We start from the raw sequence: 14,366 nt of genomic DNA, 5'->3' as shown, positions 1-14,366 counted from the left end.
CGTCAAGGCGTCAGAAAGCCGGCGTGCCGGGCTTTTTAGGGACGCTCAGAAATAGCCTGCGGATTGTACGTGATAAACATCGCGTCCCCGTAGCTAAAAAAGCGATATTTTTGTTCTACCGCAGCCTTATAGGCGTTCATGGTGTGCTGATAGCCAGCGAAAGCGGAGACCAACATAATCAGTGTGGATTCAGGGAGATGGAAGTTAGTCACCAGCGCATCGATGACTTTGTACTGATATCCCGGATAGATAAAGATCTGCGTATCGGCAAAGAACGGCTCAATCAGGCCATTTTTAGCCGCCTGCGCCGCGCTTTCCAGCGAACGCACGGAAGTGGTGCCGACGGCGATGACGCGGTTACCGCGCGCTTTCGCCGCCAGAACCGCATCGACCACATCCTGCGGCACTTCCGCATATTCAGAGTGCATGATGTGCTCTTCGATGCTGTCAACGCGCACCGGCTGGAAGGTTCCTGCGCCAACGTGCAGCGTCACAAACGCCATCTCAATGCCTTTCGCGCGCAGCTTTTCCAGCAGCGGATCGTCAAAATGCAGGCCGGCGGTCGGCGCGGCGACCGCGCCCGGCTTGGTGCCGTAAACCGTCTGGTACAGCTCGCGATCCGCGTCTTCGTCCGGGCGGTCGATATACGGCGGCAGCGGCATATGACCGATGCTGTTCAGGATATCGAGCACCGGGCGCTCATCGTTGAATTCAACTTCAAACAGCGCGCCGTGGCGCGCCAGCATCGTGGCGTTAATGCTTTCGTCATCGCCTAACAGCAGCTCCGCCCCCGGCTTCGGCGCTTTAGAGGCGCGAATATGTGCCAGAATACGTTTATCATCCAGCATGCGCTCGACCAGCACTTCAATCTTGCCGCCGCTGGCTTTACGCCCAAACAGACGCGCCGGGATCACCCGGGTGTTGTTAAAGACCAGCAGATCGCCAGGGTTGAGCTTATCGAGCAGATCGGTGAAAGTACCGTGCGTCAGCGCGCCCGTCGGCCCGTCCAGCGACAGCAAGCGGCAGCTACTGCGCTCCGGCTGCGGATAGTGAGCAATCAGGGATTCAGGTAATTCAAAGGAAAAATCGGTAACGCGCATGACGATGACTCAGACTAAATAAAGAGGCGGGTAGTCTAGTGCCGGGCGGGTCTTCCTGCAACCGTTACCCTATTCAACGCTGGATATAATAGCGGAATACCATGATTAACCAGCAAGAACGGCATGACCGTGTGAAGGATTGAAGTCAATATGAATTTTCTCGCGCATTTACATCTCGCCCATCTTGCGGATAGCTCGCTGCCGGGCAACCTGCTGGCCGATTTTGTCCGCGGTAACCCGCAGGGCGAGTATCCTGCGGATGTGGTTGACGGCATTTATATGCATCGGCGTATAGATGTAATGACCGACAATCTGGCGGAAGTCAAAACGGCGCGCGAATGGTTTCGCCCCGAGACCCGCCGCGTCGCGCCAATTTCCCTCGACGTGATGTGGGACCATTTCCTGTCGCATCACTGGGCGCAGCTGTCGCCGGATCTGCCGCTAAACGAGTTCGTCCGCTACGCCCACGCGCAGGTGGCGCAAATTCTGCCGGATTCGCCGCCGCGCTTTGTTAATCTCAACGAATATATGTGGTCCGAACGCTGGCTGGAACGTTATCAGGATATGGAATTCATTCAGCGCGTCCTGAACGGTATGGCCAGCCGCCGCCCGCGCCTCGATGCGCTGCGTGATTCATGGTACGACCTTGATAACCACTATGGACAACTGGAACAGCAATTCTGGCGTTTTTATCCGCGAATGATGGACCAGGCGAAAAAGAGAACGCTGTAAAACCTTGCGCTTTCTCACAAAACGATTATTCTGAAAGCACTATTGAATAATTATCAATAGGCAAAACCTATCTCATCGATTGTCAGCGCCGCATTGAGTTCCTGCCCGCCTCTGCCTATACTGGCCCGCGTTGCGTTCCAATTAACCTTAGTAATAACAGGAGAATCATATGGTTCTGGTTACTCGTCAGGCTCCGGACTTTACCGCTGCAGCAGTATTAGGTAACGGCGAAATCGTTGAAAAATTCAACTTCAAACAGCACACCAACGGTAAAGCTACCGTCCTGTTCTTCTGGCCAATGGACTTCACTTTCGTTTGCCCGTCTGAACTGATCGCTTTCGACAAGCGCTACGAAGAATTCCAGAAACGCGGCGTAGAAGTGGTTGGCGTTTCCTTTGACTCCGAGTTCGTTCACAACGCATGGCGTAACACCCCGGTAGACCAGGGCGGTATTGGCCCGGTTAAATACGCGATGGTTGCCGACATCAAACGTGAAATTCAGAAAGCTTACGGCATCGAGCATCCGGACGAAGGCGTTGCGCTGCGCGGTTCCTTCCTGATCGACGCTAACGGCATCGTTCGCCACCAGGTTGTTAACGACCTGCCGCTGGGCCGTAACATCGACGAAATGCTGCGTATGGTTGACGCGCTGCAGTTCCACGAAGAGCACGGTGAAGTTTGCCCGGCTCAGTGGGAAAAAGGAAAAGAAGGTATGGCCGCATCTCCGGAAGGCGTAGCTAAATACCTGACCGAAAACGTATCCAGCCTGTAATCAGCTAGACGTTTCCATAAAAAGGCTCGCCAATGCGAGCCTTTTTTGTACCTGTTATATTCGCTGTGAGCCCGGTAAGCGCGGCGCCACCGGGCAAAAGTATCAGAACGCGAAGCAAGAACAGCCTAATACGCCCCAGAAAGCCTGCTCATCCGCCACCGGAATCGACGACTTGCGCGCAATATCATGCTGATGTCCGTGCACGCCGCAGCTGCCGCAGCACTGGTGCATCTGCACCACCGCGCCAATCTTCGCGGCCGCAGGCGGCGCCGAGCGATAATGCCCTGGCACTTTTACCACCGGCGACCACTCCGGCAATACCGGAATTGGCGGCGGCGCCAGCGGCGAGAAATGGCCGGCCGCGTACACCACCTTGCCATCAACGATGGTCAATACCGACTCAATACCTTTAATTTCCTCTTCCGCAACGCTGAAGTAGTCTTTTGACAGCACCACCAGGTCAGCCAGTTGCCCTTTCTCAATGCGTCCTTTTTTACCCTGCTCGCTGGAGAACCATGCGCTACCGGCGGTCCATAGCTCAAGGGCGACGTCGCGCGGCAAACGGTTGTTATCGTCGTACATCGCCATGCCGCCGACGGTACGTCCGGAAACCAGCCAGTACAGCGCGGTCCATGGGTTATAACTGGCGACGCGGGTCGCATCGGTCCCCAACCCTACCGGCACGTCCAGTTCCAGCATTTTCGCCACCGGCGGCGTATGTTTCACCGCCTCTTTGCCGTAACGATCGACGAAATATTCCCCCTGGAAGGCCATCCGGTGCTGTACCGCGATGCCGCCGCCTAACGCCTTCACACGTTCAATATTACGTTCGGTGATGGTTTCGGCGTGGTCGAAGAACCAGTGCAGGCCGTTAAATGGAATATCGCGGTTCACCTTCTCGAACACATCCAGCATTCGGCTAATCGACTCATCGTAGGTGGCATGCAGACGGAACGGCCAGCGGTGTTCTACCAGATGACGAACCACCCGCTCCAGCTCATCCTCCATGCCTTGCGGCAGATCCGGCCGCGGCTGCAGGAAGTCTTCAAAATCCGCCGCCGAGAAGACCAGCATTTCACCAGCGCCGTTGGCACGGTAGAAATCGGTGCCCTGCCCCGGCTTCAGCATGTCGGTCCAGCGCTCGAAATCTTCCAGCTCCTGCTTCGGCCTCTGGGTAAAGAGGTTGTAGGCGATACGCACGGTCATCTGCTCTTTGGCGTGCAGTTGCTCGATAATTTCGTAATCTTCCGGGTAGTTCTGGAAACCACCGCCGGCATCGATAGCGCTGGTTAATCCTAAACGGTTCAGTTCGCGCATAAACTGGCGCGTGGAGTTAACCTGTAGATCGAGCGGCAGCTTCGGTCCTTTGGCCAGCGTGGCATACAGGATCATGGCATTCGGTTTGGCGATCAGCATCCCGGTCGGGTTGCCGTTGTTATCGCGAACGATCTCGCCGCCCGCCGGGTCCGGCGTCTCTTTGGTATAGCCAACGGCTTTCAGCGCCGCGCGGTTAAGCAGCGCGCGATCGTACAGATGCAGCACGAATACCGGCGTGTCAGGCGCCGCTTCATTCAGCTCTTCCAGCGTCGGCATGCGGCGTTCGGCAAACTGGAATTCGCTCCAGCCGCCGACCACCCTCACCCACTGCGGCGACGGCGTACGATCGGCCTGATCTTTTAGCATACGCAGCGCATCCGCCAGCGAGGGCACGCCTTCCCAGCGCAGCTCGAGGTTATAGTTCAGGCCGCCGCGAATCAGGTGCAGGTGGGAGTCGTTAAGACCCGGGATCACCGTATGGCCTTTAAGATCGACAATTTGCGTCCCCTCGGCGGCGAACGTCATGATTCGATCGTGGCTTCCGGTCGCGAGAATTTTTCCATCGGCGATGGCCACGGCTTCCGCCAGTGGGTTCGCGCGATCGAGCGTATGAATCTGACCGTGGGTCAGAATCAGTGTGGCAGTTTGCGACATAACGCACTCCTTTAAGCTGGTTGAGCTAGTTTTTTTTCAACCAGCCGGCAAACAGACGGGTCACGATAGGCATCCACAACCAGACCACCAACGCAACCACCAGGGCATCGTTTATCAGATGCAGTAACAAGCTTCCCCGTAACTCCGGCAGCGCCATGCCGGTCAGCCACGGCACCAGGTTGGTACTTGGGAAGATGACCAGCAGGGTTATCAGAAACTGTTTCCAGCGCAGCGGCTGGCGAACATTAGCCGCAGGTGGGGTAAACCAGAACGCCGGTTCGGTGCGGATTTCGGTACGATCGCCATCATTGAGAAACGGCGCGATTTCCGCGACTAACTCGCGACGGGTTTCCGACTGCGTCCAGGCATAGAGATGTTCTATGGTGTCGAAGCGAATAATCACGCTCCAGAGATTTTGCCCGGCCGCCGGACGGATCACGTTGGCGCCAAGATGGCCGGGAAACTCCGCCGCAACCGGCATGATTTTGCCCAACCATGCTTCATAGCGCTGGCCGTTTTGTGGATCGAGATGATGACTGATGACCAGCGTCACTGATTTCTGTTGCGCCATTAAGAGTTCCTTGCTTCAGGGGAATGACGGGATTTCTCCCGCCATCAGCCATAAATGACAATACACAAAATCATTCATGCCGCATTGAGGCGGCAAGATTGCCCGCCCTCGAGCACTGACATCAGCCAGTGACCGGGGCGGGCAAGCGAAGCCAACAAAGAGGCAGCTTGCAGGATGAAGTGTTTTAGGCTTTACGTTCCGGCGCGCCGTGCACCATGGTATAAGCATAATCCACGCCCATACCGTAAGCGCCGCTATGTTCGCGAACCAGATCCATCACCGCATCGTAAGTCTCTTTACGTGACCAGTCGCGCTGGTACTCCAACAGAACCTGCTGCCAGGTCACCGGTACCGCGCCGGCCTGCACCATACGGTCGATGGCGCGCTCGTGAGCGTCAACGGAGGTACCGCCGGAGGTATCGGTGACCACGTACACTTCATAACCTTCTTCCAGCGCCATCAGCGCCGGGAAGGTCAGGCACACTTCGGTCCACAGCGCGGAAATAATCAGTTTTTTACGTCCAGTGGCTTTCACCGCATTAACAAAACCGGCGTCTTCCCATGAGTTCATAGAAGTACGTTCAATCGGTTTCACTTCCGGATGAACCGCCAGCAGTTCTGGCCAGATATAGCCGCTGAAGCTTTTGGTTTCGACAGAGGTATAAATAACAGGAACGTTAAAAATCTTGCCCGCTTTGGCCAACGCGACGGTGTTATTTTTCAGCGTCTGGCGATCGATATTGGCCACGCCAAAAGCCATTTGCGGCTGGTGGTCAATAAAAATAAGGGTGGAATTAGACGGATCAATCAGTTCACGAATAGACATAACACATCCTATTAATCAATTAGTTAGGAAGATAATACACTGCCGTTGTGCTGTGCTGATTGTGGCCAATAACGCATGATGAGTATAGTCAGTAATTTCTAACGAGTTATTAAAGAAATCTTTTCGTTTTAATTCACTTGAGTAAAAATAGTGACCGTTTGAATAATCAAAAAATTACGGGGAACTGTTCTAATTTATTCACTGGAATTGAACATCGGCCTTCGGTAAAACAACATTATTATTAGACTGGCGGATCGAGACTAATGCGTTTAAACCTTGATGTACTTTTGATTCTTGATGCTCTGGATAGACATGGCTCTTTCGCGCTGGCGGCCGAGTCGCTATTTAAAACCCCCGCCGCGCTGAGCTATATGATCCAAAAACTGGAAAACGATCTGAACATCAGTCTGCTGGATCGTTCCGGGCACCGGGCGAAATTTACCGATACCGGTAAAATGATGCTGGAAAAGGGGCGCCTGCTGCTCAATGCCGCCAACGATCTGGAAAAACAGGCACAGCTACTGAGTTCCGGCTGGGAGCGGGATCTGGCGATTGCGCTAGACGACTCTTTTCCTTTCCAGGCCCTATTGCCGCTGATTGAAAAGTTTTACGCGCAATATCCGCAAACCCGGCTCAACTTTACCCACCATACTCTGGCGGGCTCGTGGGAAGAGCTGACTCACAACGGCGCGGATATTATTCTTGGGGCGATTAACGAACCGCCGACCTCCGCGGAATGGTCATGGAAAATGCTCGGCGCGATGGACAACGTGTTCGTTGTCGCGCCCGGCCACCCGCTGGCGGCAACGACCCAGCCGCTGACCAACAAACAGCTCAGCCTGCATCGCGCGGTGGTTATTAGCGATAGCGCCCGCTACTGTCATCCACTGAACAGCAACCTGCTCGATGAGCAGGAGCAAATCCGGGTCGATGATTTCGCCACCAAAGTCGCGCTCCTGCGCGCCGGTTTGGGATGCGGGTTCCTGCCCCGCCACATCGCCCGCCCGTGGCTGGAGAGCGGTGAGTTGCTGGAGAAACCGGTGATTTCGAGCCGTGAGAAAGATATTACCTATATGGCCTGGCGTAGCGGCAATAACGGTCTGGCTCAGCGCTGGTGGCGAGAGACTATTCTCGAAGACAGCTGTCTGAGCCAGCTCTACCGTTAACGGCTACACCAGACGCTTGCGGAAATCGCGGGCAAACTCAGCACATCATCGTGCATGTCGCCCGCGCCTTCTTTACGCTGCCACGTTTTCCCCTCCAGCAATGGCGATATGTCGATTACCACCTCGCAGGCGTGACCGCGGTTTATCGCCACCAGTACCCGCTGCTGTTTGTAAACGCGAACAAAGACCACCACGTTATCTTCCGCATAGATGACCTGGCAGCCGCCGTAGCGCAGCGCCTGATACCCCTTACGCAATGTGGTCATACGCTTATATAACGCCAGCAGGGTTTCATCCTGCAGTGCCGGATCCCATGGGAAGGGTTTACGGCAGAAGGGATCGTTGTTGCCATCGACGCCGACTTCATCACCATAGTAAATACACGGAACGCCCGGCCAGCAGAACAGCCAGACCACCGCCAGCGGTAGTCGCGCCACATCTTTACCCAGCAAGGATTTGAAACGCGCGGTATCGTGGCTATCCAGTTGGTTAAACATCCGCAATTGCTGCTGATGCGACAGCCCGGCGCGATAGTTGTCCATCCACGCCATACAGGTTTGCGCATCGATGTGCTGCGGATCGTAGGAAATATCGGTATTAGCGAGGAACCCCCACAGCGGGAAGGTAAAACCGCGATAGTTCATCGCCGCATCTTCGGCATCAGCCTGCAGCCACTGACGCGCATCGCCAAAATGCTCGCCGAATACAAAAGCCTCCGGCTGCTCCCGCTTCGCCGCCTGGGTGATACCGGCAATATGGCGCAGGTTATTACGCGCGCCGCCATCTTCGCCCAGCATATGCACCACGTCCAGCCGCCAGCCGTCCATACTCCACGGCGCTTTTAACCAGTGGCGCACCACGCTGTCTTCGCCCGCATAGATTTCGTTAACCAGGCTCGATGAACGGTAGTCAAGTTTTGGCAGACTGGCGTAACCCAGCCAGTTATGCGCCACCCCTTCCTGCGAAAAATTAAACCACTCACGCCAGGGTGAATCCGGCTGGTGGCAGGCGCCATTGCTCGCCTGCTGGTGGCGATCGAACCACGGGTGCGAATCACCGGTATGGTTAAACACGCCGTCGAGGATCAGCCGCATCCCTTCACGCTGCGTATTGTGGCGCAGACGCAACAGCGCGGCATCGCCGCCGAACTGCGGATCGACACGGCGGTAATCAGCGGTATCGTATTTATGTACGCTGGGCGCGACGAATACCGGGTTAAGATACAGCGCGGTCACGCCAAGCTGCTTCAGATAGGGAAGTTTCTCGCTAATACCTTCGAGGTCGCCGCCATAAAAGGTCGAACCGCCCGCTTCGCCGGTCAACGGCTCGTCCCACGCTTTTAGCACAATATTCTGGCCTGCGGCATGATGGTAATAAACCTGGTCCTGCCCGGCTTCTCGCGCCTCGCTACGGGCAAAACGGTCGGGAAAGATTTGATAAAAGACCTGATCGGCGACCCACTGCGGGCCGCTATCCGGCACATCAACCGCAAACTGTTCCAGCCGCGCGGGCGGAAAACGCTGGAAACCCTGCGGCGTAAACCACAGCTGGCGGTCAGCCCACAGCAGCTTAAAGCTATAGCGGCGGCGCGGCTGGCCGTTCGCCAGTTTAATCTCCCCACGCCAGGCGACGACATCAGTATGTGGGGATTGGCGCAGGCGCTGCATGGGCAACGACAGCTCTTCATTGTCTTCTTCCGCGCGCAGCGTGATCCGCTGCGGCATTGTTTCGCCGCTTAGCCACAATGTGATAACGAGTCGTTCCTGCTGCTCTTTAATAAAAGGAGCAACCGGCAGGTGCCAGGCCTTCAACATCATCATTCCTCTTTTTGCGTAATGGCCACACCTTGCCACAGTGAACAGGCGTATAACTCATCATCAATAGAATAATTGGGGGAGGAGAAAGGAGGAGGATGTGATTTTTCCGGGCCGCGGCAAAGCCGGACCCGGAAGAGTGGAGAATTACTGCGCCTGCGCTAACTGGCGATCGCGGCGGGTCTTAATTTTCCAGCCAACCAGCAGCAGCGCGATCCACGCAAAGCCGACGTACAGCGAAATGCGGGTATCCGGATGGTAGCCGATAAGCGCGATGATAAAGACCAGGAACAGCAGGCCGACCACGGTAGTTGCTACGCCGCCCGGCACCTTAAACTTCAGCGCTTTCACCTCTTCCGGCGACAGGCGACGACGGAAAGCGATTTGCGACAGCAGGATCATAATCCACACCCACACCGTGGCGAAGGTCGCCAGCGAGGCAATCACCAGGAAGACGTTTTCCGGCATGATGTAGTTGAGATAGACCGCAAACAGCAGCGCCACGGTCATCACCAGTACCGTCACCCAGGGCGTACCGCGACGCGACGTTTTGGCGAACACCTTCGGCGCGCTCCCCTGTTCGGCCATTCCGTGCAGCATACGGCCAACGCCGAATACGTCGCTGTTAATCGCCGATAGCGACGCGGTTAACACCACGAAGTTCAGGATGCCGGCGGCAAAGGTAATTCCCATATGCTGGAAGGTCAACACGAACGGGCTGCCGTTTGTGCCCACCAGGTTCCAGGGATAGATAGACATAATGACGAACAGCGTCCCCACGTAGAACACCAGGATACGCATCGGCACCGAATTAATCGCCCGCGGAATGGATTTTTCCGGATCCTTCGCTTCACCGGCGGTGATACCGATAATCTCAATCCCGCCGTAAGCGAACATCACCATCTGCAGCGACATCACCATTCCCAGCCAGCCGTTACTGAAGAAGCCGCCGTTACTCCATAAGTTATGAATACCGGTTGGCTGACCGCCGTTGCCAATACCCCAGATGATGATGCCGAAACCGGCAAGGATCATGATGATAATCGTGGCGACTTTAAAGAATGAGAACCAGAACTCCAGTTCGCCGAACACCTTCACGCTCATCAGATTGACGGCGCAGATAATCAGCACCACGCTCAGTACCCATATCCAGTGCGGCACCGCCGGGAACCAGACGCCCATATAGATACCGAAGGCGGTCACGTCGGCAATCGCGACGATCAGGATTTCAAAACAATAGGTCCAGCCGGTGATATAGCCGGCCAGCCCGCCGAGGTTCTCCTGCGCATAACGCGAGAAAGAGCTGGCGGAAGGGTTATGCACCGACATTTCGCCCAGCGCGCGCATGATGATATACGCCGCCACGCCGCCGATAATGTATGCCAACAATACGCTCGGACCCGCCATTTTAATGGCGTCTGCCGAACCATAGAACAGGCCGGTACCAATAGCGGAACCAAGGGCCATAAAGCGAATGTGCCGGGTACTTAGCCCGCGCTTAAGCTTGTTACTACTTTCCATCGTGTTCCATGCCGTTTTTCTCATTTGTGCTTTGCGGGGGCAAAACGCAAAAGGGAATGACCAAAAAAACAAAAAACCACGGGACCTTAAGTCCCGTGGTTAAACACCTGCGTAAAGCGTCGGTTAGTGGGCTTTAGAGACCACCGGGCTACCCGCTGCGCGATCGATGATCGCGGCCAGCACGGCCATCACCGCGGTCGGCAGCAACCATGCCAGACCTTGCGCTGCCAGCGGCAGGCTTGCGGTCCATTGCGGCAGGATATCTGCGAACGCCGATGCTTTAACACCGTCAATGATACCAAACATCAGGCTGATAAACATTGCCGGCGCGATAACGCGGGAGGAATTATGCCACCAACCGCGGGTAAAGCTTAATACCACCAGTGCGATACACGGCGGATAAATAGCGGTTAACACCGGAATCGAAATCTGAATCAGATGGCTGAGCCCCAGGTTAGAAACCGCCATGGAGAACAGACCGAGAATAAACACCAGCGAGCGGTAGGACAGCGGCAGATACTGCGCGAAGAACTCAGCGCAGGCGCAGGTCAGGCCAACCGCGGTGACCAGACAGGCGATGAATATCAGTGCCGCCAGCAGGAAGCTGCCCGCGCCGCCGAAGGTATGCTGCACGTAGGAGTGCAAAATAGCCGCGCCGTTTGCCGACTGATCGACCAGCGTCGCGCTATCGGAACCCAGGCGGAACAGCGCCAGGTACAGCAGCGTCAGGCCCACGCCGGCCATCAGACCAGCCCAGACGGTGTATCGGGTCAGCAATCGGGCTTCGCTAACGCCACGGGAACGCGCGGCATTAACGATAACGATACCGAAGACCATCGCTCCCAGCGTGTCCATGGTCAGATAGCCATTAACGAAACCATTAGAGAACGGCGCGGTACGATAGGCTTCCATCGCGTCGCTAATCGGGCCAGCCGGCCAGATTACCGCGGCCACCGCAAGCACGACCAGGGCGATAATTTTCAGCGGCGCCAGGAAGTTGCCGACGGTATCCAGCAGTTTGCCCGGATAGAGGGAAACCAGAATCACCAGCGCGAAATAGATAACGCTATAGATAAGCAGCGGCAGCCTGCCGTCGCCGGTGAGCGGAGCAATCCCCACTTCAAATGAAACGGTGGCGGTACGCGGGGTCGCGAACAGCGGCCCAACCGCCAGATAGCACACCACGGCCAGCAGAATGCCCGCAACTTTGCCGATTGGCGAGCTCAGACGCTCAACGCCGCCGCCGACTTTCGCCAGCGCGACTACCGTTAGCACCGGCAAACCCACGGCGGTAATCAGGAAGCCAATGGCTGCGGTCCAGACGTGTTCGCCGGCCTGTAAGCCAACCATCGGAGGGAAGATAATGTTGCCTGCGCCAACGAACAGCGCGAAGGTCATAAAGCCCAGCGCGATGATGTCGCGAGATTTTAACTGATGGGTCATAAATTCATTACTGCCTGTGGATGTGGTGTTGTAAAAAACGGAAAAATACCGTGCCTTCCTTTCGGGATGATACAGCGGCCATTGCCTGTAAACTCAGCGAGATATGCTCTCGAAGCGGCGTGGAAAAGAATTGTTTTTTGAATTACCACGCAAAAGCAGTCTTACCGGGACTGCATAGGGGGCAATTTAAACGCTTATAACGTTTTAAAGCAAGGTGGGATCGTAAAACCAGATGATTATGCTAACTATGATTTTGAACCTGGATTAATTGACCATAACGACGCAAAACGCGTGGCTAATCATGCGAACAATAAATAACCAGGCGTTCGTTTAATACGCAACGAAAAGTTGACTGCAAATGAAAATGACCAGCCGAAGCTGGTCATTGGCAAGGAAAGCTGACAGACGCCGCCTCAGGCGCCATTTTTGGCAATTAAACGTTCCGGCAACAGGAAGCTAAAGCGCGTTCCCTTCCCGACCGTACTTTCGATTTCCAGCCGGCTTTCATGATGGCTAACCGCATGTTTCACAATAGCCAACCCTAAACCGCTGCCGCCGGTTTGCCGGGAACGCGCCTTGTCGACGCGGTAGAACCGCTCGGTCAGCCGGGGTAAATGTTCAGGCGCGATACCAGGGCCGTTGTCCTCAACGCTAAACAGCGCGCCGTGTGGCGCCCGCTGCCAGCTGACGTGAATCTCAGTTCCCGCTGGCGTATGGTTAACGGCGTTGTACACCAGATTAGAAATCGCGCTGCGCAACTGCTCTTCGTTGCCCATCACCTGGAGCGTTTCGTCGACGCTAAAGTGCAGCTGATGCTTACCCTGGCTAAGGGTTTGCGCCTCGCGCTCAACCACCCGCAGCATCATCGGGACGTCGATTTTATCATTCATCGCCAGCACCGGCGCGGCTTCAATACGCGAGAGCGTCAGCAACTGCTTCACCAACCCTTCCATCCGCTGCGTTTGCTCACGCATGGTATGCAGCGCTTTTTCTCGCGTCGGCCCTTCCAGCACCTGCTCCTGCATCATCTCGAGATAACCCTGCAGTACGGTGAGCGGCGTGCGCAGCTCGTGGCTGACGTTGGCGAAAAAGTTGCGCCGCGCGCCTTCCAGCTGGTGCATTTGCGTGACATCGCGCGCCACCATCAACCACTGTTTATCGCTATAAGGCATCACGCGAATTTCCAGATGGCGGGCGTTATTGAGCACCAGATTAAGGGGCTTAGTGAAATCACGGTTTTTCAGATAGTTAGCAAACTCAGGGTAGCGCAGCAGGTTGAGGATATTCTGCCCGCTATCGTCCGGCCAGCGTAGATTAAGGATTTGTTGCGCCAGGCCATTACACCAAAAGATGGCGCCCTCTTCGGTGGTCAGCACCACCGCATCGGGTAAGGATTCCGCCCCGCTGCGAAAGCGCTTGATAAGGCTTCCCAGCTCGCGGCGACGTTTTTTATTACGCATCTGCATTTGATGCAGACCATACAGCAGCGGTTCCCAACTGCCGCTTCCCGGCGGCGGCGTCATACTGCGATCGACCCACAGCCACCACGACAGACGTAACAAATTCCAGAAATGCCAAATAAGCAACCCGGTCACCGCCGCCAGTAAAAACCACGGCAGATGACCGAAAAATGCCCCGAGGATCAGGGCCGGGATACAACATAAGAAAAGCTCAAGCGCCAGCCTTTTCCATGACAGCCGTTCCAGCACGGGTCACACTCCTGTCAAAATTCAGAAACGGGCGGAGAAACGATATCCCGTGCCGCGAACCGTCTGTACCATCCGGTCATGGCCGCTATGTTCCAGCGCTTTGCGCAGGCGGCGAATATGCACATCCACCGTCCGGTCTTCAACGTAAACGTTGGTTCCCCAAACGTGATTCAGCAGCTGCTCACGGCTGTATACGCGTTCCGGGTGGGTCATAAAGAAGTGTAATAATTTAAACTCGGTCGGCCCCATATCCAGCGGGTTTTCACCGGTCATGACGCGATGCGAGGAGGGATCCAGGCTCAGCCCCTGCATCTCAATCACCTCTTCGACCGCCATTGGCGAAATACGCCGCATCACCGCCTTAATTCGCGCTACCAGCTCCTTCGGCGAAAACGGTTTGGTAATGTAATCATCCGCGCCGGTTTCCAGACCGCGAACGCGATCTTCCTCTTCGCCGCGCGCCGTCAGCATCACCACCGGAATATCGCGGGTCATCGCTTCGCGCTTAAGCTGTTTAATAAACTGTAGCCCCGATCCGCCCGGCAACATCCAGTCGAGGAGAATCAAATCAGGCCAGGGTTCATTGAGTTGATTCACCGCACTGTCAAAATCTTCCGCCTCGACGGGCTGAAAGCCGTTTTGCTCCAGAACAAAGCAGACCATTTCGCGGATTGGAGCTTCATCTTCAACGACCAGAATTCTTCTCGCCATTATTTACCCTGTGTTTTTTAGCCATCAGTA

12 protein-coding genes are annotated in these 14,366 nt (G+C 55.6%); 3 read left to right on the top strand and 9 right to left on the bottom strand.

What is annotated here, in order from left to right; translation table 11 throughout:
• Nucleotides 1-35: 35 nt before the first annotated feature.
• A complete protein-coding gene (queA, locus tag PGR29_RS21540) occupies nt 36-1,100 on the bottom strand; it encodes a tRNA preQ1(34) S-adenosylmethionine ribosyltransferase-isomerase QueA (RefSeq protein WP_015368002.1) in 1,065 nt (354 codons plus the stop codon).
• Nucleotides 1,101-1,250: 150 nt separating this feature from the next.
• Here queA and acpH point away from each other — a divergent pair, with 150 nt between their 5' ends.
• A complete protein-coding gene (acpH, locus tag PGR29_RS21535) occupies nt 1,251-1,832 on the top strand; it encodes an ACP phosphodiesterase (protein WP_213317092.1) in 582 nt (193 codons plus the stop codon).
• A 169-nt stretch (nt 1,833-2,001) separates the two neighbouring features.
• Complete coding sequence (locus PGR29_RS21530) at nt 2,002-2,604, top strand: peroxiredoxin (RefSeq protein ID WP_015368004.1); 603 nt, start codon at nt 2,002-2,004, stop codon at nt 2,602-2,604.
• 102 nt (nt 2,605-2,706) lie between these two features.
• Here the strand turns inward: PGR29_RS21530 and PGR29_RS21525 are convergent, their stop codons facing one another.
• The 3 genes from PGR29_RS21525 to PGR29_RS21515 form a co-directional block, all read right to left on the bottom strand.
• A complete protein-coding gene (locus PGR29_RS21525) occupies nt 2,707-4,575 on the bottom strand; it encodes an amidohydrolase (RefSeq protein WP_047063942.1) in 1,869 nt (622 codons plus the stop codon).
• Nucleotides 4,576-4,600: 25 nt separating this feature from the next.
• The gene (locus PGR29_RS21520) at nt 4,601-5,146 is read right to left on the bottom strand and encodes an antibiotic biosynthesis monooxygenase (protein ID WP_087860410.1); all 546 of its coding nucleotides are present in this window, start codon (nt 5,144-5,146) and stop codon (nt 4,601-4,603) included.
• 184 nt (nt 5,147-5,330) lie between these two features.
• Entirely contained in the window at nt 5,331-5,972 is a 642-nt protein-coding gene (locus PGR29_RS21515; protein WP_020079504.1) for a hydrolase, read from the bottom strand.
• A 263-nt stretch (nt 5,973-6,235) separates the two neighbouring features.
• Here PGR29_RS21515 and PGR29_RS21510 point away from each other — a divergent pair, with 263 nt between their 5' ends.
• Entirely contained in the window at nt 6,236-7,138 is a 903-nt protein-coding gene (locus PGR29_RS21510; protein ID WP_316425283.1) for a LysR family transcriptional regulator, read from the top strand.
• Here PGR29_RS21510 and malZ read toward each other — a convergent pair.
• From malZ to phoB, 5 genes are all read right to left on the bottom strand, one after another.
• Nucleotides 7,135-8,952 carry a maltodextrin glucosidase gene (gene malZ / locus PGR29_RS21505; protein WP_316425281.1) on the bottom strand — a complete coding sequence of 606 codons (1,818 nt, stop codon included), beginning with the start codon at nt 8,950-8,952 and terminating at the stop codon, nt 7,135-7,137. The genes PGR29_RS21510 and malZ overlap by 4 nt on opposite strands.
• A 147-nt stretch (nt 8,953-9,099) precedes the next feature.
• Nucleotides 9,100-10,473 carry a proline-specific permease ProY gene (proY, locus tag PGR29_RS21500; protein WP_047044535.1) on the bottom strand — a complete coding sequence of 458 codons (1,374 nt, stop codon included), beginning with the start codon at nt 10,471-10,473 and terminating at the stop codon, nt 9,100-9,102.
• Nucleotides 10,474-10,596: 123 nt separating this feature from the next.
• Nucleotides 10,597-11,916, bottom strand: a complete 1,320-nt coding sequence (gene brnQ / locus PGR29_RS21495) for a branched-chain amino acid transporter carrier protein BrnQ (RefSeq protein ID WP_316425280.1) — start codon at nt 11,914-11,916, stop codon at nt 10,597-10,599.
• A 413-nt stretch (nt 11,917-12,329) separates the two neighbouring features.
• Nucleotides 12,330-13,625 (bottom strand): phosphate regulon sensor histidine kinase PhoR, encoded by a 1,296-nt coding sequence (gene phoR, locus PGR29_RS21490; RefSeq protein WP_047076830.1) that lies wholly within the window; start codon nt 13,623-13,625, stop codon nt 12,330-12,332.
• Between the two features lie 21 nt (nt 13,626-13,646).
• Nucleotides 13,647-14,336, bottom strand: coding sequence for a phosphate response regulator transcription factor PhoB (gene phoB / locus PGR29_RS21485; RefSeq protein ID WP_004099401.1), 690 nt, complete (start codon nt 14,334-14,336; stop codon nt 13,647-13,649).
• Nucleotides 14,337-14,366: the final 30 nt, after the last annotated feature.

The organism is Klebsiella sp. 141203 (assembly GCF_032601985.1).
GTDB lineage: Bacteria > Pseudomonadota > Gammaproteobacteria > Enterobacterales > Enterobacteriaceae > Klebsiella > Klebsiella aerogenes.
This window is presented reverse-complemented; position numbering and strand designations above follow the sequence as displayed.

Excerpts from the sequence above, each read along its gene's own strand:
- PGR29_RS21530 (WP_015368004.1), top strand. The coding sequence starts at position 2,002 with ATGGTTCTGGTTACTCGTCAGGCTCCGGACTTTACCGCTGCAGCAGTA.
- acpH (WP_213317092.1), top strand. The coding sequence starts at position 1,251 with ATGAATTTTCTCGCGCATTTACATCTCGCCCATCTTGCGGATAGCTCG.
- phoB (WP_004099401.1), bottom strand. The coding sequence starts at position 14,336 with ATGGCGAGAAGAATTCTGGTCGTTGAAGATGAAGCTCCAATCCGCGAA.
- PGR29_RS21525 (WP_047063942.1), bottom strand. The coding sequence starts at position 4,575 with ATGTCGCAAACTGCCACACTGATTCTGACCCACGGTCAGATTCATACG.
- malZ (WP_316425281.1), bottom strand. The coding sequence starts at position 8,952 with ATGTTGAAGGCCTGGCACCTGCCGGTTGCTCCTTTTATTAAAGAGCAG.
- PGR29_RS21510 (WP_316425283.1), top strand. The coding sequence starts at position 6,236 with ATGCGTTTAAACCTTGATGTACTTTTGATTCTTGATGCTCTGGATAGA.
- brnQ (WP_316425280.1), bottom strand. The coding sequence starts at position 11,916 with ATGACCCATCAGTTAAAATCTCGCGACATCATCGCGCTGGGCTTTATG.
- PGR29_RS21515 (WP_020079504.1), bottom strand. The coding sequence starts at position 5,972 with ATGTCTATTCGTGAACTGATTGATCCGTCTAATTCCACCCTTATTTTT.
- PGR29_RS21520 (WP_087860410.1), bottom strand. The coding sequence starts at position 5,146 with ATGGCGCAACAGAAATCAGTGACGCTGGTCATCAGTCATCATCTCGAT.
- proY (WP_047044535.1), bottom strand. The coding sequence starts at position 10,473 with ATGGAAAGTAGTAACAAGCTTAAGCGCGGGCTAAGTACCCGGCACATT.
- queA (WP_015368002.1), bottom strand. The coding sequence starts at position 1,100 with ATGCGCGTTACCGATTTTTCCTTTGAATTACCTGAATCCCTGATTGCT.